The sequence below is a fragment of the Acidobacteriota bacterium genome, assembly GCA_039683095.1.
Classification (GTDB): Bacteria; Acidobacteriota; Aminicenantia; order Aminicenantales; family Saccharicenantaceae; genus RBG-16-66-30.
Map to the genome: position 1 here is coordinate 619,752 of JBDKSB010000012.1, position 19,939 is coordinate 639,690.

A 19,939-nucleotide genomic window follows, 5' to 3' on the forward strand; every position below is an offset into this window, starting at 1 on the left:
TCCCAGGCAGGCGGTCAGGACGAGAAGCTCGCGCAGGGCCGGTCTCTCCTCTCGTCCGCCGCCGGCGCTACTTCTTCCGGTCCAGCCCGTCCAGGGCCTGTTTGTAGGCCGCCTCGTCGACGGCGCCGAAGGTCACCGTCTTGTTGAAGCTCTCGAGCTCGCCCAGGTAGCGGTTGCCCGTGGTCTGGGTGATCCTCCACTGGCTGGGCTGGACGAAGGCGAAGGTGTATTTGATGAAGTACTGGTCATAGGGATAGATCCAGACCTCGGCCCGGTTGGCCGCGACGTCCTCCGAGCTGCGGCTGATGCCGTCGCTCGTCTGCCCGGGCAGCAAGGCCGTATTGAAGCTGACGTTCTGATCGTAGTCGACGGAGGCCGGCGCCCCGTTGAGGAGGTAGACCCGGCCCCGGTCGGTGTTCCACGGCTGGCTCCGGTTCTCCTGCTTGAAGTTCTTCATGACGAAGTCCATGCGGCCCAGGAACTTGCCCCGGGCCTCGGCCGTGCGGTGGGCCCAGAAGATCTCCTGGAAGGCCTTGCGGCCTTCCTCGGACAGGTCCCGATAGAGCTTGCGCTCGAAGTCCTGCATGATCACGTAGTGCTGGGTGTACCAGGCGTCCTTCTTGGGGATGGCGGCGGAGGCCCGGGCCCCGGCCGCGGCCAGGGCCAGCGCGCTCGTCGCGAGAATCAGAAGCCGGATCCGAGCACGATCGTTCGTCATGGCCGATCCTCCGGGAAGACGGATTTTACGGTGCCAGTATAGATCGCCCGGCCGGGCCCGTCAACCCAAGATCCGCTCGGCGGCCGCGGCGGCGGCCCAAGGTCCCGCCCCGGCCTCCGGGCGGGCCCGCCGGCGGTCCTGCGGCCCGAAGGCCTCGGCTCGAAATCAGGATTAATCCATTTTAATGGATTTGTTCAAAAAACCGTATCGGCGAAGGACCAGCCGTCTCCGCATCCGGCTGATATCAGGCCCGATACGAATGACCGGACCTTGGCATGAACCTTGCTAAAGAGAGACCTAACGAACATGACGAATTTAAGCGTTCTTTCAAGCGAGGAGGTGATAACCGGAGCAGGCTCAGGCATGAGGCTTAAGGAAGGGGCAAGAACCCCGCGTTCTTGTTCCGGGACGCTCGCGGCCGCGGCCGGGCAACCGGCGGGCGCGCTGCGGGCGGCCTTTGGGACTGAGGTTTTCGACATCTAGGAGGATTTTCTTTTATGACTAAAAAGCTGATTGTTGCGGTCCTCGCCATCTTCATGGCCGGCACCGCCTTTGCCCAGCTCGTCCCGACCTCCAAAATGGAAGGCAAGGTCCTGGACGCGACGGGCGCTCCGCTTCCCGGCGTTTCGGTCGAAGCGACGAGCCCCCGGCTGGTCGGCAAGGCGACGGCGGTCACGGACGGCGACGGCACCTATCGTCTGTTCTCTCTGCCTTCGGGCATCTATGAGGTGACCTTCACCCTTCAGGGTTTCAAGACCCTGATCCGGAAGGACATCGTCGTTCAGCTGTCCCAGACCCTGACGCTGAACGTCACGCTCGAGCAGGCCGCTCTCGAAGAGCAGGTCACGGTCATCGGGCAGAGCCCGTTGATCGACGTCAAGAGCACGGTCAAGGGCCAGACCATGACCAAGGAAGTGTTCATGAGCCTGCCCCGCACCCGGAACTTCGACGGCCTGATCAGCACCGTCCCCGGCGTCCAGTATGACAACCGCACGGGCGGCCTCTCGGTCGACGGCGCCACCGGCACCGAGAATATGTGGTACATGGACGGCGCGGACATCACCCAGGTCCACACCGGCGTCAGCGCCCAGGGCGCGGTCATGGAGCTCGTCGACGAGGTCAAGGTCACAGCTTCGGGCTACAACGCCGAGTTCGGCGGCTCGATGGGCGGCGTCGTCAACGTCATCACCCGCTCCGGCGGCAACGCCTACCACGGTGATGTCAGCTTCTATTACAACGACAACACCCAGATGATGCAGGGCAAGTCCCGCGACTACTTCCGCTGGAACCCGAACGACAGCAACGTCGCCGAGTACGTCAACGACGACGACCTGTATTGGCAGGGCGGACGCGGCCGCGACGACTACAAGCGCTACGAGGCCGTTTTCACCCTCGGCGGCTACATCCTCAAGGACAAGCTCTGGTTCTTCTCCTCGTTCAACCCGGTCTATTCCCGGACCTGGGGCCAGCGCTTCTTCAACAGCGACGACGACCCCAACATCACCGGCAACCAGGCTCCCTGGAACTGGTACTTCAACAAGAACAAGGCCTTTAACGGCCAGATCAAGTTGACCGCCGCCCCCATGAGGGGTCTCCGCGTGTCGGCCAGCTTCGTCAACAACTGGTCCAACTACCGCGGCTCCATCCCCAGCATCCTGGGATCGAGCACCAAGAACTACGCCTGGGGCAACCAGGGGTATGATTATCCCAACTGGTCCGCCGCTTTCCTGGCCGACTACAGCGCCAGCAACAATTTCCTGGTCAGCCTCCGCGGCGGCTACCACCTCCAGAACACCAACCACCAGCAGATCGCCAACCGGTTCACGACCTATTACTTCGAAGAGCCGAACACGATGTTCGCGAGCGACCCGTTCTACGTCTCCAACCCGGGCCTGGTCCACATCGCCGGCGCCGTCAACTACGGCGGCTCCCGCTCGGTCCAGGACCGCTACAAGCTCGAGAAGCTCTCCGGCAACCTCGACCTGTCCTACTTCGTCAGCCTGGCCGGCGAGCACGCCTGGAAGGCCGGCTTCCAGGTCATCCGCGACATGGAAGACGTCCTCAACGGGCCCGTCAGCCCGATGGTCAACCTCGTGTGGGACCAGCCCTGCACGCAGCTCGAACCCTACGGCGTCCCCTCGACGCAAGGCGATTACGGCTACTATAACATCCGCGGCAGCTGGCGGCTGCCCTACGGCTACGCCTGGGACATCGCCCGGAACACCTACGCCATGTACCTCCAGGATTCCTGGACGATCAACGGCAAGCTGACCATCAACGCCGGCCTCCGGACCGAGAGCGAGTACATCCCGACGTTCAACCCGAACGTTCCGGACCAGTACAAGAAACCCATCAAGTTCGGATTCGCCGACAAGCTGGCTCCCCGCTTCGGCGTCGTCTACGACGTCTTCGGCGATTCCTCCCTGAAGGTCTTCGGCAGCTTTGGCATCTACTATGACGTCATGAAGCTGTACATGGCCGAAGGTTCCTTCGGCGGCTTCAAGTGGCAGACCGACTACTATACGCTTGACAATCCCGACTACCGGCTGATCGCGGCCAACGGCCTGGTCAGCAACACCACCGGTTCGGGCGAAACCGGCGACGCGGCCCTCAGCCAGGCCGCCGGCGGCACCTACCTGGGCACCATCGACTGGCGCATCCCCTCGTTCGACACGCTCCAGCCCGACATGAAGCCCGTCGCCCAGCGCGAGATCTCCCTCGGCGCCGAGAAGAAGATCACTGAAGACCTCTCGTTCTCGGCCCGCGGCGTCTGGAAGCACCTGATCCGGACGATCGAAGACATCGGCATCATCACCCCCGACGGCGAGATGTACTATCAGGGCAACCCCGGCAGCGACTGGATCGTCAACCTCTTCGAGACCCTCCAGAACGAGCCGTCCGGCCTCGACTACTGGCCGCAGGTGAAGGCCAAGCGCGAGTACTACGGCCTGAACCTGAACCTCGAGAAGCGCTTCAGCCACAATTGGCAGGGTTCCATCAACTACACCCTGAGCTTGACCAAGGGCAACTACGGCGGCCTGTCCTCCACCGACGAGTTCGGCCGCAACTCCCCGAACGTCGAGCGCTCGTTCGACATGTGGTTCATGCAGTATGAGATCGACGGCACGGCCATCAACGGCCGCCTGCCCCAGGACCGGACCCACTACATCAAGGCCTACGGCTCCTACACCTTCCCGATGGGCCTGACCCTCGGCTTCGCCGCCTACGGCCGCAGCGGGAACCCGATCTCCACGCGGGTCGCCTTCAACAACGCCTACATCTACCCCAACGGGTACGGTGACCTCGGCAACCTCCCGTTCACCGCGTGGGCCGACGTGTTCGCCGAGTGGGCCCTCAAGGTCGCCGGCCGTTACACGCTCGCTTTCAACGTCCAGATCAGCAACGTCACCAACACCAAGACCTGGCAGCAGGCTAGGTACCAGCCCAACCGGAACAACATGTCCATCCCGGACGAGCTCATCCTCAACGGCGAGGTCATCAACCCGGACACCACGGCCGTGGATTCCCTGGGCCGGACCTATTACTGGGTCGACCGGATGCAGTATTATCGCCCTGACATTTCCTTCATCGGCTCCGAGACGGCTCAGAGCCTCTCCGGCAAGGGCTACGACACCGCGTTCGGCACCTGGTCCGCCCGCGTCGGCGCCCGGTTCACGTTCTAAGCAGTTCGCCGCAGAAGCAGCAGTAGAAGCAGAAGCAGAAACAGCACAAGCAGAAGCACGAAGGCCCGCCCCCGACCGGGGGCGGGCCTTTTTTTTGGTTCATCTCCCGGTCGCGTGATTCCCTCTTGCGGCGGCGTTGGGCGTACGGCAGGGGCCGGAGTCCTCGAAGCGACCATCAGGCCCTTTGGTCTCAGGCCGGTATGGAATAATCCGTTTTCTCGTAAGCGCTTTTCCGGCAAGGGAACACCGGAATAAGGCATATTCCGGGCCCTTTTTTGGACTAACATTATTAGTATCTGTATGTTGCGTTAGCCAAGGCAATAAAAAAGCCCCGATTCGCGGCCGCGAACCGGGGCTCGGGGGATCCTGCTTCTCGGGGGGATACTACTTCTTGATGGCGTCGAGGATGGCCTTGGCCTGGGCCGTCCGCTCGGTTTCGGGTTCGAGCTTCATGAACTTGTCCAGGTTCTCGGCGGCCTTGGCGCTGTCACCCTTGTTCAGGTAGGCGTAGGCCACGCGGAGGTACGGGTCGGGCCACTCGGGCTTGATCTGGCTGGCCATCTCGAAATATTTTATGGCGTCGTCGATCTGCGAGTTGGAGAAGCAGATCTCGGCGACGTTGTAGGGCAGGTTCTCGTCCTGGGGCGCCATCTCGATGGACTTCTTGAAGTATTCCTGGGCCTGGGTCATGTCGTTCTGCTTCAGGTAGCAGAGGCCGATCGCCGCCAGCCCCTTGGCCCCCATGGCCTTGCCCATGGCCGTATCGGTGCCGGACTGCTGGATGAGCTTGTTGTAGCTCTCGATGGCCTTGTCGAACTCGCCCTTCTCGCGGTAGCAGTCCCCGATGTTCAGGAGGACCTGATAGGCGCCGGGGTTCTTGCCCAGGAATTCCTCGTACATCATGAGCGCCGTATCGTACTTGCCGTCCTTGAAGAAGTTGTTGCCCTCCTCGAGGGTCTTGAAGGTGGCTTCGTCCTGGACGATGCCCGTCCCTTCGGCCTTCTTCTGCAGCTGGATGGTGTACTTGGGGTTCTTGTTGAGCTGGGAAGTGTAGAGCCGCTGGGTGACGGGCAGATAGCCTTCGGCGATGACGGTGACGTCCCAGTTGCCGGTCCCGACGCCCATGAACGTGAACTCGCCCTTCTTGTCGGTCTTCGTCTCGAAGGAGCTGCCGCCGGACTGGGTGTAGACGGCCGTCACCTTGGCCCCGGGGACAGGCTTGCCCGCCGGATCCAGGACGGTGCCGTTCATCCGGCCCGTGCCCCGGCCGGCCTGGGCCAGGGCGAGTCCGGAAACGAGCAGAATGATCGCGGCGCCGGCCGCAAGCTTGGTTGAGAGCCGATGATCCATCGATGCCTCCTGTGGTGGGCCGCCGGACGCCGTCGCTCGGCTTCGCCAGGCTCCGGAACAGGCCCGAAATTACGTGGGTCGTCTCTATTATGGGGGTTCGCCCGGCCTTTTTCAAGGCCGCGGCTCAGAGCCGCCAAAGGTAGGAGGCCTTGAAGAACAGGCCCCTCTTCATCTCCAGGAAGCGTCCCGCCTCCCGGTATTCGCCGTCGACCCAGGCCGTCTTCTCGTAGAGCGACCCGTAGCCGAGCTGGACGACCGTGCCGGGGATGTAGGTGAAGGAGGCCAGCAGGTCCGTCAGCATCTGCCGGCGGAAGGAGTTGTATTCGACGACGCCGCGGAAGAAAAGGTGCCGGTTCATCTGATAGGTCAGCCGCCCCCGCCAGATGGCGTAATCGTATTCCCGCTGGCCGGTCGAACGCCGGGTAAAATCGGCGAAAGTCAGGCCGGCCGTCAGGTCGAACTGCTCCGACGGCTTGAAGACCAGGCTGGCCGTGACCCGGCTGCCGTCGCCCTGGTAAGGGTCGGCGACGTAGCGGACCAGGCCGCCCCGCCAGAAGAGCGCCCGAAGGGAGAACGACTTCGTGACCTGGCTCGAGACCTGGACCTGCCCGCCGCCCGTCCCGAACCGCCGCCCGATAAAGACCTCGGTCGCGTACCGGCCGAGGAGCAGGACGGACGTGTTGCCGGGCAGGAGCACGGTCAGGCCAAGCGAGTAATCGGTCTCGTAGAGCCCGCTCGGCAGGTCCCGGACCGCGGCCGCCGAGAGCGTGGGTACGAGCTTGCGGAAGAAGCGGCTCTTGGGATAAAGCCGGGGCGAGACGGAGCCCAGGAGACCAGCCACGCCGGGACGGGTCAGATAGCCGGCCGCGGTCTCGAAGTCCATTGATATGTCGTAAAATGAGAGAGTTACGCCGAGGTCCCGGGTGTCGTAGAGATAGGCGAGGCCGAAGGCCGAGCCCGCCGCGGCACCTCCCTCCGCGCCGCCGCCGGCCGCGGGCCGGGTCCACGAGCCGAAGCCGTGGAAGCCGACCTGGCTCGCTTTCGTCAGACGGACCTGGCCGTCGAAGCCGGCCACCTGGTTCGAGCCTCCGCCGTGCTCGCGGCCAGTGCAGAAGGCGCCCAGGAAGCCGTCGCTGGCGATGGTCCGCTTGTAGCGGAGGATGCCGAACCAGGCGTACTTGTCGCCGGCCGCCTCAGCGGGGGCGCCGCCCGGCGGCGACTCGTCCAGGGCGAAGATGGAGGCCACGGTGTCCATGCGCCCGACCTTGCCCGTGAGCTTGAAGCCGAGCCGGGGATCGACGATCGTCCGGGTGTGGACGACGGCTTCGAGCGGGTCGCCGTCCGCGGCCCCGGCCATCTGGAACATCTCGGCGCCTTCGAGGAAGAAGGGCTGCTTCTCCGGGAAGTAGAGTTCGGACCGGAGGTTGACGTCGACCTGGCCGGCGTCGGCCTCGATCTGGCTGAAATCCGGGTTCCAGGTCCCGTCGAGGACGAGCCGCGGCGTGACCCCCAGCTTGGCCGTCAGGTGGGCGCCGTGAACGCCCCGGCCGCCGGCCAGGACCCCCTCGCCGCGCTCCGCCGTGTCGCGGTAGGTGTAGGCCGGCAGGACCTCGAGCAGGGTGTAGGACTTGATGTCCTCGAGCTCGAGCGGCATCATCTGGGTCAGGAAGAAGTAGCCCCGGGCCGGGTCGAGGGCCGGATAGGAGGAATGCTCGGAGCGCCGCGAGACCCGGCGTTCGAAGAAGATGGACATCTCCACCCGCTTCGTCCCGGCGTAGCGGATGCTCTTGAAGGGCACGGCCATCTCGACGCTGTAGCCGTCGGCGTCCAGCCGTCCCGCGCTCGACCAGACGAAGTCGGCGCTGAAATCCTCGTTGCCGCTGGCGTAGCGGCTGTCGGTCTGGATGCCGAGCGGATTGACGTAGAACGCGTAGAGCGACTGGCGGTCGTTGAAGCTGTCGAGGTTGATGCAGATGAAGTCGTCGGAACGGATGGTGTCCCGGTCGGCCAGGGCGGCCTTGATCCTGTCCGGCTCCCGGTCGTAGCACTTGAAGGCGAAGTAGAGGTTCTCGGCGTCGTAGGCCATGAAGGCGACCGTCCGCTCGCTGGCCTCCCGCCCGAAGTCGGGGATGAAGGTCTTGGCCAGGACGACCGACGGGGCCTCCGACCAGAGGGGCTCGTCGAGACGCCCGTCGATCGCCGGCGGCGTCGCCGCCCTCGCCGGCCGGAAGAAGGCCCCTTCCCCGCCCGACGCGAACGCGGCCGGGCCGAAGGCGAGCGCGACGGCAAGGGCGAAGGCGGGCCTGATCGTTCGCCGCGTTCTCATCGAGGTTTTTCTACTCTAGGGGATTTCCGGAGCACCGTCAACAAGCCCGGCCGGGGCCGGCCCCGATTTCCGGCCTCCGGGGATTCTGCTATAATTAGGTAATTATGAAACGAGCGTGCGCGGCGGCCCTCCTCGCGGCGCTCGTCCTCGTCTCCGCCTGTTCCTCCGGCAAGGCTCCGGCCGACGCGGCGGGGCTGAACCTCCTGGTCATCACCCTGGATACGACCCGCGCCGACGCGGTCGGCCTGTACGGGAACCGGCACGGAGTCACGCCCCGGATCGACGAGCTGGGCCGGGCCGGGATCGTCTTCGAGAACTGCTATACCCCGGTGCCCCTGACCCTGCCGGCCCATTGCTCGCTTTTCACCGGCCGCTATCCCGTCGGCCACCAGGTCAGGAACAACGGCACCTATGCGCTCCCGGCCTCGGAAAAGACCCTGGCCGCCGTCTTCAAGGAGCGGGGTTACGACACGGCCGCCTTCGTCGCCTCGTTCACCGTCAGCGGCAAGTTCGGCCTGGCCCGGGGCTTCGACACCTACGATGAAGATCTCGAGACCGGCCAGCCGATCGTCAACTATGCGGCCGAGATCCCGGCCGACCGGGTTTACGCCAAGTTCGCCCGCTGGCTCGACGGCCGGTCCGGGCGCAGGTTCTTCGGCTGGGTCCATTTCTACGACGCCCATTCGCCCTATGTCCCCCATCCGGACGGCCCGGCCGGCGACGGCTCCGCCTGGAGCCTCTACGAAGGGGAGGTCCGCTACGTCGACGCCCACGTCGGCAAGATCGTCCAGGCCCTGAAGGACAAGGGGCTCTACGAGAACACGGTTCTCGTCATCGTCGGCGACCACGGCGAGGCGTTCGGCGAGCACAAGGAGCACGGCCACGGCATCTTCTGTTACGAGGAGAGCCTGCGCGTGCCCCTGATCCTCCACAATCCGCGGCTCTTCCGAACGCCCAAAGCCGTGGCCGGGCGCGTCAGCCTGGTCGACGTCATGCCCGGGCTGCTCGAGCTCTTCCGGGCGCCGGCCCCGGCCGCCATCCAGGGCCGGAGCTTCTGGCCGCTGGTCGGGGGCCGGGAGAGCGAACGGCGCGAGATCTACTTCGAGAGCATGTACGGGAGCGAGGAGTTCCACTGGGCGCCCCTGACGGGGCTCCTGGACGGCCCCCTTAAATACATCTCCCTGCCCGAGCCCGAGCTCTACGACGTCGATTCCGACCGGCCCGAGAAGGAAAACCTGATCGGCGGCCGCCGCGACGCGGCCGTGGCCATCGACCGGAAGCTGGCGGCCTTCGTCCAGAGCATGGCCGCGGCCGCCGGCCCCAGCCGGCGCCAGCTCAGCGCGGCCGACGTCAAGGCCCTGACCTCGCTCGGCTACGTCTCGAGCTTCGGTCCCAAGGCCGGGGCCGCGACCGACCCGAAGAGCGGCATAGACCTCTACGCCGACGTCATGGGCCTCAAGGACCTCGTCGCCAAGGGGGATTACCCGGCGGCCGACAAGCGGCTGGCGGACCTCGAGGCCCGCCATCCGGGCGTGGAGCTCGCGGACCTCGACGAGGCCCGCTACCGGCTGCTCAAGGCCAGGGGCCGGACCGACGAGGCCCTGGCCGTCCTGCGCCGGGCCATCGACCGGTTCCCGGAGCGGGAGTCCTTCAAGGTCTTCCTGGGCGTGGACCTGATCGAGAGCGGACGGATCGCCGAGGCCGGCGACTACGGCCGGCGTTTCGCGGCCGAGAACCCCGACGTCGCCGCGGCCCACGTTCTGCTCGGCGACGCCCAGGACCTGCTCGGCCAGCCCGACGCGGCCCTGTCGAGCTACGAGCGGGCGGCCGCCCTCGAACCCCAGAATCCGGCCCTGCGCTCCAAGATCGCCGCGATCTGGATCAAGAAGGGCGATCTGGCCAAGGCCCAGGGGATCCTCGAAGGGCTCGAATCCCGGCCGGACGTCGTGATCTCGACGGACTTCCAGGAGGCCATGTCGGGCCTCGGCCACTCGCTCCTGGCCGCGGGACGGACGGACGAGGGGCTCGGCGTCTTCCGCAAGGCGACCGCCCTGAGCCCGCGGAGCCCGGCGGTCTGGCTCAACCTCGGCGGCGCTTATTTCGCCCTCGGGGATTATCCGGCTGCCCTGGAGAACTTCGAGAAGTCCGTGGGCCTCGACCCGGGCTTCGCCCTCGGCTGGAGCAACATCGGCCAGGTCCATCTGATGAACCTGGTGGCCGGGAACGCCGCGGGTTCGGCCGACACGGCCCTGGCCGATTTCGACAAGGCCATCGCCCTCGCGCCCGAACTGGCCGTGGCCTGGAACGGCCGCGCCTCCGTCCGCCTGAGCCAGGGCCGGGCGGCTAACGCCGTCCGCGATTACGAGCGGGCCATCAAGCTCGATCCCGGCCTGCTCGACGCCTATATCAACATCAGCATCGCTTTGAGGGAACAGGGGCGAAATGCCGAGGCCCGGCGCTACCTGGAGAGCTGCAAGGAACGGCTCGGGCCGCGGCTGGCCGCCTCCGACCGTGACGAGATCGACCGGCTCATCGCCGAGCTTCGGTGAGGTCCGACATGAGACAACGATCCGGGGCCATCCTGGCCTGCCTGGCCGTCATCTTCGTGGCCGCCGCGGCCTGCGCCCGCCGCCAGGCCGAGGCGCCGGCCTCCGCCGCGGCCGGGGCCGGGGCCGAAAGCCTGCGGCTCAAGGAAACGACGGTCCGCAACGTCACCGCCCACGCGATCGGCTACCGGATCTACCCGTCCGGGCGTCCCGAGGCCGCGGAATCGCGGGAGATCGCTCCCGGCGCCGTCGACCGGTTCCCGGCGGCCGGCGCCCTGGAGATCGAGTTCAACACCGGCAAGAAGGACGCCACCTACGCGCTCGATCCCGGCAGCCCGTATTCCTTCCGCTACGACGAGGGCGAGACTATCGATCTCTTCCTCGGCTCCCACGGCCGCACCGACGCCGCCGACCTGGCTCCCTGGGTCCCGACACCCCAGCCGATCGTCGACCGCATGCTCGAGCTGGCCGGGGTGACGGACAAGGACGTCCTGTACGACATAGGCTGCGGCGACGGCCGCATCGTCATCACGGCCGCGCGCCGCTACGGGACCCGGGGCGTCGGGATCGACATCGACCCGGCCCAGATCGAGGCCTCGGACCGGAACGCGGCGGCCGCGGGCGTCGAGCGCCAGGTCCGGTTCGTCGGCATGGACGCCACGAAGGCCGACTTCTCAGAGGCGACGGTGGTCAGCCTCTATCTCCTGCCCGAATCGAACGCCCTGATGCGGCCCCTGCTCGAGGCCCAGCTCCGGCCCGGGAGCCGGGTCGTCTGCCACAACTACACCATCCCCGGCTGGGAATCGAAGCAGGTCAAGTCCGAGACGATGGACGACGAGAACGGGGAGAAGCACCTCATCTATCTCTACGTCCGCTGAATCCCGTCTTCCCGCGCCGCCGCGAAAAAACCGGACAGGCTAAAAGGCGATGCCGATGCTCGCCGACCAGACGCCGTTCTTGAAATCGGGCGCGGTTTCGCCCTCGACCGTCGAGACGACCTTCTGCAGGCCCAGGCTGTAGCGGACGTCGAGCGCCAGGCTCCGGCCGAATTCCAGGCCGGCGCCGAAGATGGCGCCGTAGTCGTTGTTCTTAAGGAGCTTCTCGGTCATGGGGACGCCGTTCTGTTCCCACTTTTCGCGGAGCTTGAAGCCGACGGACGGGCCGGCGAAGACGAAGGGCTGGATGCCCGGCATCGGGATCCTGAGCTTCAGCAGGAGGGGCACCTCGACGTAGTCGGCGTAGAGCTTGTCGGTGTAGGAATCATCCAGGGCCGTGTAGGAGGCGCCCTTCATGGTGTAGAGGACCTCCCATTGGACCGCCACGACCCGGCCGAAGTCGAGGGCCAGGAAGAGGCCGCCCTGGAAGCCGACCTTGTTCTTCAGGGCGGCCAGGGGATCCTGGGCGTCGGCGCCGGTGGGCTTGGCCATGTTGGCGCCGGCCTTGAGGCCGAACCGGACGCCGGCCTCGGCGGGCCGCGGCAGGGCCAGGAAGCCGGCGAAAGCCCCGATCGCGAGAACCGATAAGAATTTTTTCATCGTTCCTCCTCGAGCGGACTGGATCCGGACGCGGTCCCCGCGTCCTCCTCCATTGTGACGGCCGGGAGGCCCGTTGGCCATCCCCGGAAGAGAGGAATCGACGGGACCCCCGGCTCCCCCCGCCGGCGATGATGGGACGGCCGCCCCCTCATCGCCCGGCCGGGGACCCTCAGAGGCCGATCAGCTTGAACTGGGCCTTGTCCTTGAGCCCCTGGACGTAGTCCTTGACCACGGCCGGCCCCTTGTCCTTCTTGAGCCGGGCCTCGATCTCGGCCCGGGCCTCTTCGAAGGACCGGGTCTCCTTCTTGCGGTCGACGACCTTGAGGATGTGGTAGCCGTACTCGGTCTCGATGACCCCGCTGAGCTGGCCCACGGGAACGGAAAACGCGGCGTCCTCGAAAGGCTTGACCATCTGGCCGCGGGGGAAGTTCTCGTAAAGGCCGCCGTTGTCCTTGGAGCCGGGGTCCTCGGAACAGGTCTTGGCCAGCTCGGCGAAATCCGCCCCGGCCTTGGCCTTGGCCAGCAGGTCCTCGATCTTGGCCTTGGCCGCGGCCTTCTCCTGGTCGGTCTTGCCCTGGGTCATCAGGAGGATGTGCCGGACCGAGGCGGTCTTGTCGCCGGCCGTTTCCCCGGCGTAGGCCTTCTGCAGTTCCTCCGCGGTCACGGCGGCGCCCTTCTCGGCCACCCCGCCGAGGAACTTGTTGATCAGCAGGGAGTCCTGGACGCTGGCCTTGACCTGGTCGATCGAAACCTCGGCCTTCTTCAGGGCCTCGAGGAAGGCCTGCTCGCCGCCGGCCTGCGCGTATTGGGATTGCAGGACCTGCTGGAGCTCGTCGGGCGTGACGATCGTCTTGGCCGCGGCCGCCGCGGCCACGATGAGCCTGCGCTCGGCCATGGACTCGGCGTTCTGGTCGAAGATCTGCTTCAGCTGTCCGGCGTCGAAGCTCTTGAGCTGGTCGGACCGCGTTCCCATCAGGTCACGGGCCGACTGGACGACCTCGGCGGCCGTTATCTTGAACTTCCTGGTCTCGACGAGGACGGTCGTCTTGTCGGGGGCCAGGGCCGGGCTGATCTTGGCCAGCTCCAGGGCCAGCGCGTAAGCGGGCGTGCCCTGCTTGAGGGCGAACGTCCCGGCCTTCGGGCCGCAGGCGGACAGGGCCAGCGCCGAGACCAGGATAAGGGTCAACGCATTCTTCATGATAAGACTCTCCTTGCGGGCGCGGGGGACATCCAACTAGTTAACCATAAATGTCCGGCCGGCGCAAACGGGGGCGGCGCGGCGGGAGCGCTCACTCCGGGACGATGCGATGGATCTTCTTCTTGCCGGCCTTGAGCAGCAGGCCTCCGTCGGGGCTGAGATCGGCCAGGGTGATCAGCCGCTCGACTGATTCGAGGCGCTCGTCGTTGACGTAGAGGCCGCCCTGCTCGATCATCCGCTTGGCTTCCTTGCGCGAGGGGGTCAGGCCGACCTCGGTGAAGAGCCCGGCCGGGGCGATGCCGGCCTCCAGGCGCGAGCGGGGGACGGCCGTGGTCGGCAGGGAATTGAGGCCGCCCTCGGCCGCGGCGGGCCCGCCGCCCGCACCGAACGCGGCGGCCGCCGCCTGCCGGGCCTTCTCGGCCTCGAGCTCGCCGTGGGTGATCTTGGTCGCCTCGAAGGCCAGCGCGCGCTTGGCCTCGTTGATGCCGCTGTCCTTGAGCGACTCGAGCCGCCGGATCTCGTCGAGCGGCAGCAGCGTGAATAGGCGCAGGAAGCGCCCGACGTCGCGGTCGTCGCAGTTGACCCAGTACTGGTAGAAGTCGTAGGGGCTGAAGAGCCCGCCGTCCAGCCAGACGGCGCCCTGGGCGGTCTTGCCCATCTTGGCGCCCGTGGCCGTGGTCAGGAGCGGGAAGGTCAGGGCCTGGGCCGTCCCGCCGTCGACGCGGCGGATGAGGTCGACCCCGGCCAGGATGTTCCCCCACTGGTCGTCGCCGCCCATCTGCAGCGTGCAGCCGAACTTCCGGTAGAGGGTCAGGTAGTCGTAAGCCTGCAGGATCTGGTAATTGAACTCGATGAAGGACAGCCCCCTCTCCAGGCGGAGCTTGTAGGCCTCGGCGGCCAGCATCCGGTTGACGCTGAAGTGCCGGCCGATGTCCCGGAGGAAGGGGATGTACTGGAGCGGCATCAGCCAGTCCGCGTTGTCCACGGCGATGGCGTTCTGGCCGTCGAAATGGAGATAGCGGGCCAGCTGGAGGTGGATGGCCTGGCCCTGGGCCCGGATCGTCCCTTCCTCGAGCATCGGGCGCATCTCGGTCTTGCCGCTGGGATCGCCGACCATGGTCGTCCCGCTGCCGACGACGGCGACGACCCGATGGCCGGCCCGCCGGAGGTGGACCATGGCCATGATCGGGACGAGGCTGCCGGCATGGAGGCTGGTCGCGGTGCTGTCGAACCCGACGTAGAACGTGACCCTCTCCGTGCCGAGCATCCTGCGCACGGCCTCCTCGTCGGAGACCTGAGCCACGAAGCCGCGCTCCTTGATCTCGTCGTAGACGTTTCCGCTCATGGTCCTTCCTCGCCGGCAGTTATACCATGGGAGAGGGAGCTTGTCCAAGCCCGGCCCTGCCTGGAGGGCCGGCGGCGGCCTGGGCCCGGCCTACTTCTTCAGAGCCAGCTCGATGGCCCCGGAATCCCCGCCGGGATCGGACCAGGCGCCCTTCATCGTCCCGCCGTCGACCGTCAGCTCGATCTTGATGAGCGTCGGGCCCGAGCCGGTGTCCAGGTCGAGCTCGAAGGAGAGCTTGTTTTCCTTGAGGACGATCTGCCGCAGCTCCGTCTCCGGAACGATGCCGCTGGCGTCGCTTATCTTGCCGGCGTAGCCGGCCCCGGACTCGGCCAGGACCACGGTGATCTCGATCTGTTCGCCACCGCCGCCGACGACGGCGGCGCCGATCCAGGTCCCGGCGATCGCGGGTTTCGCCGGGACCTGGGCCCGGGCGGCGCCCGCCGGGAAGGACAGGGCGGTCAAGACGACGATCGGGACCAGCAGGGATCTCTTCATGATCGGGCTCCTTTCTCGCTCCAGCTCGGGACCAATGTACCCGAAGCCGGCCTCCGGTGTCTATAACCATACTGACGCAGGGATCCGTACCCGGGTTCCTTTCCGGGGGGCGCGCGTCTCCCGCCCCGCCCGGGGTGAGTCTCCCTCCCCTCCCGCGACGGCCCCCCCGCCCGGAAAATCACCCGCTTCTTCCCCAGGATGAGCGATACCCCCGGACGCCCCCCGGCCGATATGATAGGCCCGGCGCGTGAGAGACCTGTCCGCGCGGGGGCGAAACCAGCGCGGCCGGAGACCGCCGCGCCCGGATACGAACATGGAACGGCCGGTCGCCCAGCTGAAGATCGAAGACGCCCTCCGCCGCGTCGAGCGCCACCGGACCATGCTGGCCGAGCTCATGGCCGTTCAATCCCAGACGCTCCGCGAGCTCCGGGAGCTCGTCGCTAAGACCGGCGCGACGCTGCCGGAGGATACGGCGCTCCCGGAAAGCGAAGCCCAGCTCCGCCAGGCCTCGCTCCTGCTCGCCCGGTCCGCGGCCCCGGGCCGGGACGGGCCGGCAGAGGCCCGCAAGGTCCTGATCATCGACGACGACCCGACGACCCGGAACCTGATCGCCCATTTCCTGCAGAAGGAGGATTTCGTCGTCATCAAGGCCGCCGACGGCGGCGACGGCCTGGCCCGGGCCAGGTCCGGCCGGCCCGACCTGCTGGTCGTCGACGCCGCCGCGCCCGGCCTGACCGGCTTCGAGCTCCTGGCCCGGCTGAAGCAGGATCCCGAGACCCGCCGCCTTCCGGTCCTGATCCTCTCGTCGCTCGACGACGAGGAGGCCATCGTCCGGAGCCTCGACGCAGGGGCCGATTACATCATCAAGCCCTTCTCGCCCCGGATCCTGGTAGCCAAGATCAAGATGATCCTGAAGGAGGCCGGCGACCATGCTGTCGACCGCCGTTCTCTATAGCTTCGCCTTCCTCCTCGCCGTTTCGGGGTCGCTCTTCTTCTTCATCCTCGTCCGGCGCCTTTTCGTCCAGCGCCGCGAACGGAAGGACGGGGCGGCCTACGAGGCCATGGAGAAGGACCTGCTCGAGGTCCTGACCTCCGCCGCCGGTCACGGGGCCGCGGCCCGGGCCTTCGCCCGGGAATACCGGGCCCGGCCGCGGATCCTCAAGCGGCTGCTCGTGGCTTACCGCGAGGCCCTCAGCGGCCGGGCGCTCGAGCCGCTCCGGACGATCTTCGAGCGGACCATCCGCGACCGCTGCCTGCGCGAGCTCCGATCGCCCCGGCTGGCGACGCGTCTCCAGAACGTCCGGCTCTTCGTCGACTTCTCGACGCCGGAGGAGGCCGTCCATCTGGTCAAGCTCCTGCACGACAAGCCCGTCGTCCGCCTGGCCGCGCTCAACGCCCTGACCGGCATCGCCTCGCCGGACACCCTGGCCATCATCTTCGACCTGTTCGAGAAGGACCCCCGGCCGAACTTCTACGCTTATTCGAACATCTTCAACAACCTCGGCCAGAGGATCGAGCCGTACCTCCGGGCCTCCCTGCGGAAGCCGCTGCCGGCCGGGAAGCTGGCCCTGCTCGTCGAGATGGCCGGGAGGCTGGTCTTCCGCGGCCTCTACCGGGACGTCGTCCCCTTCGCCGGGCACGCCGACAAGGAGCTCAGGATCCGGACGGCCCGGACCCTGGGGCGCCTGCTCGTCCCGGCCTCGGCCCCGACGCTCTGCGCGCTGGCGGCCGATCCGGCCTGGGAGGTCCAGGCCCAGGCCTTCCGCAGCCTGGGCAACCTCCAGGACTGGAAGACCCTGCCCATGGTCGCCAGGGGCCTCTATTCGCCGAGCTGGCACGTCCGCTTCAACGCCGGCTACGCCCTGGCGGCCTTCGGCCTCGTCGGCGTCCTCGAGCTCCAGAACATCTCTCGCCAACGGAAGGACCGCTTCGCCGCCGACATGGCCGCCATGGTCCTCGACACCGTCATCCTGGCGGGAGGCGCCTGATGACCGGGCTGCTGCGGCTGTTCGACGCCGGGGCAGAGCGCCTCATCCTGGCCTATTTCCTGCTCATCAACACCTTCTATTTCCTGTTCAACCTGCTCTCGCTCGCCGGCATCCTCCGCTACCGCCGCATGATCACGTTCGTCCGCTTCGGCGAGATCTTCCGCATGCCGATCGTCAAGCCCGTCTCGGTCATCGTTCCCGCCTTCAACGAAGGCCCCGGCATCGTCGACAGCGTCCGCTCGCTCCTGTCCCTCCGCTATCCCGTCTTCGAGGTCATCGTCGTCAACGACGGGTCGACCGACGAGACCCTGGCCCGGCTGACCGAGGCCTTCGACCTGCGGCCGTCGCGGACCGTCTTCCGCAGGACCCTCCGGACTCTCCCCGTCCGGGAGATCTACAGGTCCGCGGTCCAACCCAGGCTGGTCGTCGTCGACAAGGTCAACGGCAAGAAGGCCGACGCCATGAACGCCGGGCTGAACATCTCGCGCTATCCCCTGTTCTGCGCCGTGGACGGCGACTCGGTCCTGGAAAAGGACGCCCTGCTCAAGGTCGTCCGGCCCTTCCTCGAAGACCCGGAGCGGACGATCGGCGCCGGCGGCATCATCCGGCTGAGCAACGGCTGCGACGTCCGCGAGGGCCAGGTCGTCCGCGTCGGCATCCCCCGCAACTGGATCGCCCGCTTCCAGATCCTGGAATACCTCCGGGCCTTCCTCGGCGGCCGGCTGGGCATGAGCATGATGCGGAGCACGCTGATCGTCTCCGGCGCCTTCGGCATCTTCCGCAAGGACATCGCCATGGCCTGCGGCGGCTATCGCGCGGCCTCCATCACCGAGGACATGGACCTGGTCATCCGCATGCAGAAGCACATGCACGACCAGAAGAAGCCCTACCGCCTGCCCTTCATCCCCGACCCCATCTGCTGGACGGAGGCGCCGGACAAGCTGCGGGTCCTGGCCCGGCAGAGGAGCCGCTGGCACCGGGGCCTCATCCAGACCCTGGTCCATCATCGGGGCATGATCTTCAACCCGCGCTACGGCGTGGCCGGGATGTTCGCCATGCCCTTCTACGCGATCTTCGAGATGGCCGGGCCGTTCATCGAGGTCCTCGGCTACGCCGTGTTCCTCGGCCACGTCTTTCTCGGCCAGGTCAACTATCCTTTTGCCATCATGTTCTTCTTCGTGGCCGTCTTCTACGGGACGTTCGTCTCCCTCGTCGCCATCCTCCTCGAGGAGCTTTCCTCGTACCGCTATCCCAGGCCCTTCGCCATCCTCATCCTGGCCGCGTCGGGGATCCTCGAGAACCTTTTTTACCGGCAGTATCTGTCCGTCGTCAGGGCCTGGAGCGTCATCGACTATATCCAGGGCAAGAACGAGTGGGGCGCGATGGAGAAGAAAGGATTCGCCAAGGCAGGGCAGACGCCATGAAAAAATCGAAACCTTCCCGCTTCCCGGCGGCCGTCGTCGGCGCCGTCCTGCTCCTCGCGGCCGTCCCGGCGGGCCTGGCCCAGGGCCGCGACGAGGTCCGCGGCGCGCTCGTCTCTGGGGCCTACGGCAAGGCCATCGATCTCGCCCTCGACGCCCTTCGCGCCGATCCCTCCGACGCCGAGGTACGTTTCCTTCTCGCCCGGGCCTATGCCTACGCGGGCCGAAGGGACGAGGCGGAGGCCTCGCTCGACCGGCTCCTGGCCGAGCACCCGGCCGACGCGGACCTGCTCGTCTTCAAGGCCCGGCTCCTCTCCTGGCGCCGGGACCTCGACGGGGCCGAACGGACGTTCCGGAGGGCCCTGGAGCTGCAGCCGCGCTCGGCCGACGCCCTGGCCGGGCTGGCCGACCTGGCCGCTTGGCGGGGGGACCGCGACGGGGCGCTCGTCTACGCGCGCCGGGCGCTCGAACTCGACGCCGACCACGCTCAGGCCCTGTTCCGCACCGGCTCGGTCCTCCTCTGGCAGGGCGATTACGGCCGGGCCCGGGGCTACCTCGCCCGGGCGGCCGAGCTCGAGCCCCGGAACGGGGACTTTGCCCGGGCCCTGGCCGCCGCCGCCCCGGTCTTCGCCCGCCGGGCGGAGGTCTGGCTCGACGGCCGGAACGAGCACTGGAGCGACGGGCGCGGCGACTATACGGACCTCGGCGTCGCCGGCCTTTTCAGCGTCTTCCGCGACCGGGCCCGCCTCGTGGTCAAGGCCGGACGCCTCTGGCGGGCGGGCCGGCACGACGACCGGATCGGCCTCGAGGCCTATCCCCAGCTTTGGAAAGGCGCCTACGGCTATTGCGATCTGAGCTTGGCCCCGAAGGCGGCGATCACGGCCTCGTCCTCGGTCCATCTCGAGATCTACCAGTCCTTCCTGAAGAGGTTCGAAGCCTCGCTCGGCGCCCGGCGGATGAGCTTCGGCGGCGGCCACGATGGAGTGACCGTTCTGGTCTCCTCGGCGGCGATCTACGCGGGGCCCTGGTATCCGAACGTGCGGGTCAGCCGGGCCGGCCTGCCAGGCGGAAGCGAGATCACGTGGACGGCCGGCCTCCGCCGCTACCTCGCCGGCGCCAGCTATCTCTGGGCAGGCGCGGGCCGCGGCGCCCGGTCGCTCGAGACCGGCCCGGCCGAGGAGATCCTCCTCGCGCCGGCCTGGTTCGCCGAGGCGGGATTCGATCTGTATGTCCTCCGGGACATCAAGCTCCGGGGCTACCTCTCCTTCCGCAAGGAGGCCGGAGGGCCGTCGAGCACGGCCGCGTCGCTCGTCGTGGGCTACCGCTTCTGAAGG

General features: G+C 67.1%; 14 protein-coding genes. 7 read left to right on the forward strand and 7 right to left on the reverse strand.

Features of this window, described 5'->3' with window-relative positions:
- Positions 1–67: 67 nt before the first annotated feature.
- Positions 68–718 carry a GWxTD domain-containing protein gene (locus ABFD52_10545; protein ID MEN6561202.1) on the reverse strand — a complete coding sequence of 217 codons (651 nt, stop codon included), beginning with the start codon at positions 716–718 and terminating at the stop codon, positions 68–70.
- A gap of 497 nt (positions 719–1,215) precedes the next feature.
- On the opposite strand from ABFD52_10545, the gene ABFD52_10550 reads away from it, so the two are divergent.
- Positions 1,216–4,401, forward strand: a complete 3,186-nt coding sequence (locus ABFD52_10550) for a TonB-dependent receptor (protein MEN6561203.1) — start codon at positions 1,216–1,218, stop codon at positions 4,399–4,401.
- Between the two features lie 384 nt (positions 4,402–4,785).
- Here ABFD52_10550 and ABFD52_10555 read toward each other — a convergent pair whose 3' ends face one another.
- Positions 4,786–5,751: a tetratricopeptide repeat protein gene (locus ABFD52_10555; protein ID MEN6561204.1), complete on the reverse strand. Its 966-nt coding sequence runs from the start codon at positions 5,749–5,751 to the stop codon at positions 4,786–4,788.
- Between the two features lie 124 nt (positions 5,752–5,875).
- Positions 5,876–8,077 (reverse strand): carbohydrate binding family 9 domain-containing protein, encoded by a 2,202-nt coding sequence (locus tag ABFD52_10560; GenBank protein ID MEN6561205.1) that lies wholly within the window; start codon positions 8,075–8,077, stop codon positions 5,876–5,878.
- A gap of 104 nt (positions 8,078–8,181) precedes the next feature.
- Here ABFD52_10560 and ABFD52_10565 point away from each other — a divergent pair, with 104 nt between their 5' ends.
- Both ABFD52_10565 and ABFD52_10570 read left to right on the forward strand, forming a co-directional pair.
- Positions 8,182–10,626 (forward strand): sulfatase-like hydrolase/transferase, encoded by a 2,445-nt coding sequence (locus ABFD52_10565; GenBank protein MEN6561206.1) that lies wholly within the window; start codon positions 8,182–8,184, stop codon positions 10,624–10,626.
- 8 nt (positions 10,627–10,634) lie between these two features.
- Positions 10,635–11,501 carry a class I SAM-dependent methyltransferase gene (locus tag ABFD52_10570; protein ID MEN6561207.1) on the forward strand — a complete coding sequence of 289 codons (867 nt, stop codon included), beginning with the start codon at positions 10,635–10,637 and terminating at the stop codon, positions 11,499–11,501.
- A gap of 39 nt (positions 11,502–11,540) precedes the next feature.
- On the opposite strand, the gene ABFD52_10575 is transcribed toward ABFD52_10570, so the two are convergent.
- The 4 genes from ABFD52_10575 to ABFD52_10590 form a co-directional block, all read right to left on the reverse strand.
- On the reverse strand, positions 11,541–12,158 hold the full coding sequence (locus tag ABFD52_10575) for a porin family protein (GenBank protein MEN6561208.1): 618 nt from the start codon (positions 12,156–12,158) through the stop codon (positions 11,541–11,543).
- 169 nt (positions 12,159–12,327) lie between these two features.
- Positions 12,328–13,356: a peptidylprolyl isomerase gene (locus ABFD52_10580; GenBank protein MEN6561209.1), complete on the reverse strand. Its 1,029-nt coding sequence runs from the start codon at positions 13,354–13,356 to the stop codon at positions 12,328–12,330.
- A 91-nt stretch (positions 13,357–13,447) separates the two neighbouring features.
- A complete protein-coding gene (gene tyrS / locus ABFD52_10585) occupies positions 13,448–14,701 on the reverse strand; it encodes a tyrosine--tRNA ligase (GenBank protein ID MEN6561210.1) in 1,254 nt (417 codons plus the stop codon).
- 90 nt (positions 14,702–14,791) lie between these two features.
- Positions 14,792–15,196 (reverse strand): hypothetical protein, encoded by a 405-nt coding sequence (locus ABFD52_10590; GenBank protein MEN6561211.1) that lies wholly within the window; start codon positions 15,194–15,196, stop codon positions 14,792–14,794.
- 313 nt (positions 15,197–15,509) lie between these two features.
- On the opposite strand from ABFD52_10590, the gene ABFD52_10595 reads away from it, so the two are divergent.
- Genes ABFD52_10595 through ABFD52_10610 form a run of 4 tightly spaced genes read left to right on the forward strand, consistent with a single transcriptional unit; the run spans position 15,510 to position 19,936 of the window.
- Positions 15,510–16,151 carry a response regulator transcription factor gene (locus ABFD52_10595; GenBank protein MEN6561212.1) on the forward strand — a complete coding sequence of 214 codons (642 nt, stop codon included), beginning with the start codon at positions 15,510–15,512 and terminating at the stop codon, positions 16,149–16,151.
- Positions 16,126–17,184, forward strand: a complete 1,059-nt coding sequence (locus tag ABFD52_10600) for a HEAT repeat domain-containing protein (GenBank protein ID MEN6561213.1) — start codon at positions 16,126–16,128, stop codon at positions 17,182–17,184. Before ABFD52_10595 ends, ABFD52_10600 begins: the two co-directional genes overlap by 26 nt.
- Positions 17,184–18,608, forward strand: coding sequence for a glycosyltransferase (locus ABFD52_10605; GenBank protein MEN6561214.1), 1,425 nt, complete (start codon positions 17,184–17,186; stop codon positions 18,606–18,608). The genes ABFD52_10600 and ABFD52_10605 overlap by 1 nt, the downstream gene beginning before the upstream one ends.
- A complete protein-coding gene (locus ABFD52_10610; GenBank protein ID MEN6561215.1) occupies positions 18,605–19,936 on the forward strand; it encodes a YaiO family outer membrane beta-barrel protein in 1,332 nt (443 codons plus the stop codon). Before ABFD52_10605 ends, ABFD52_10610 begins: the two co-directional genes overlap by 4 nt.
- The last annotated feature ends 3 nt before the right edge of the window (positions 19,937–19,939 follow it).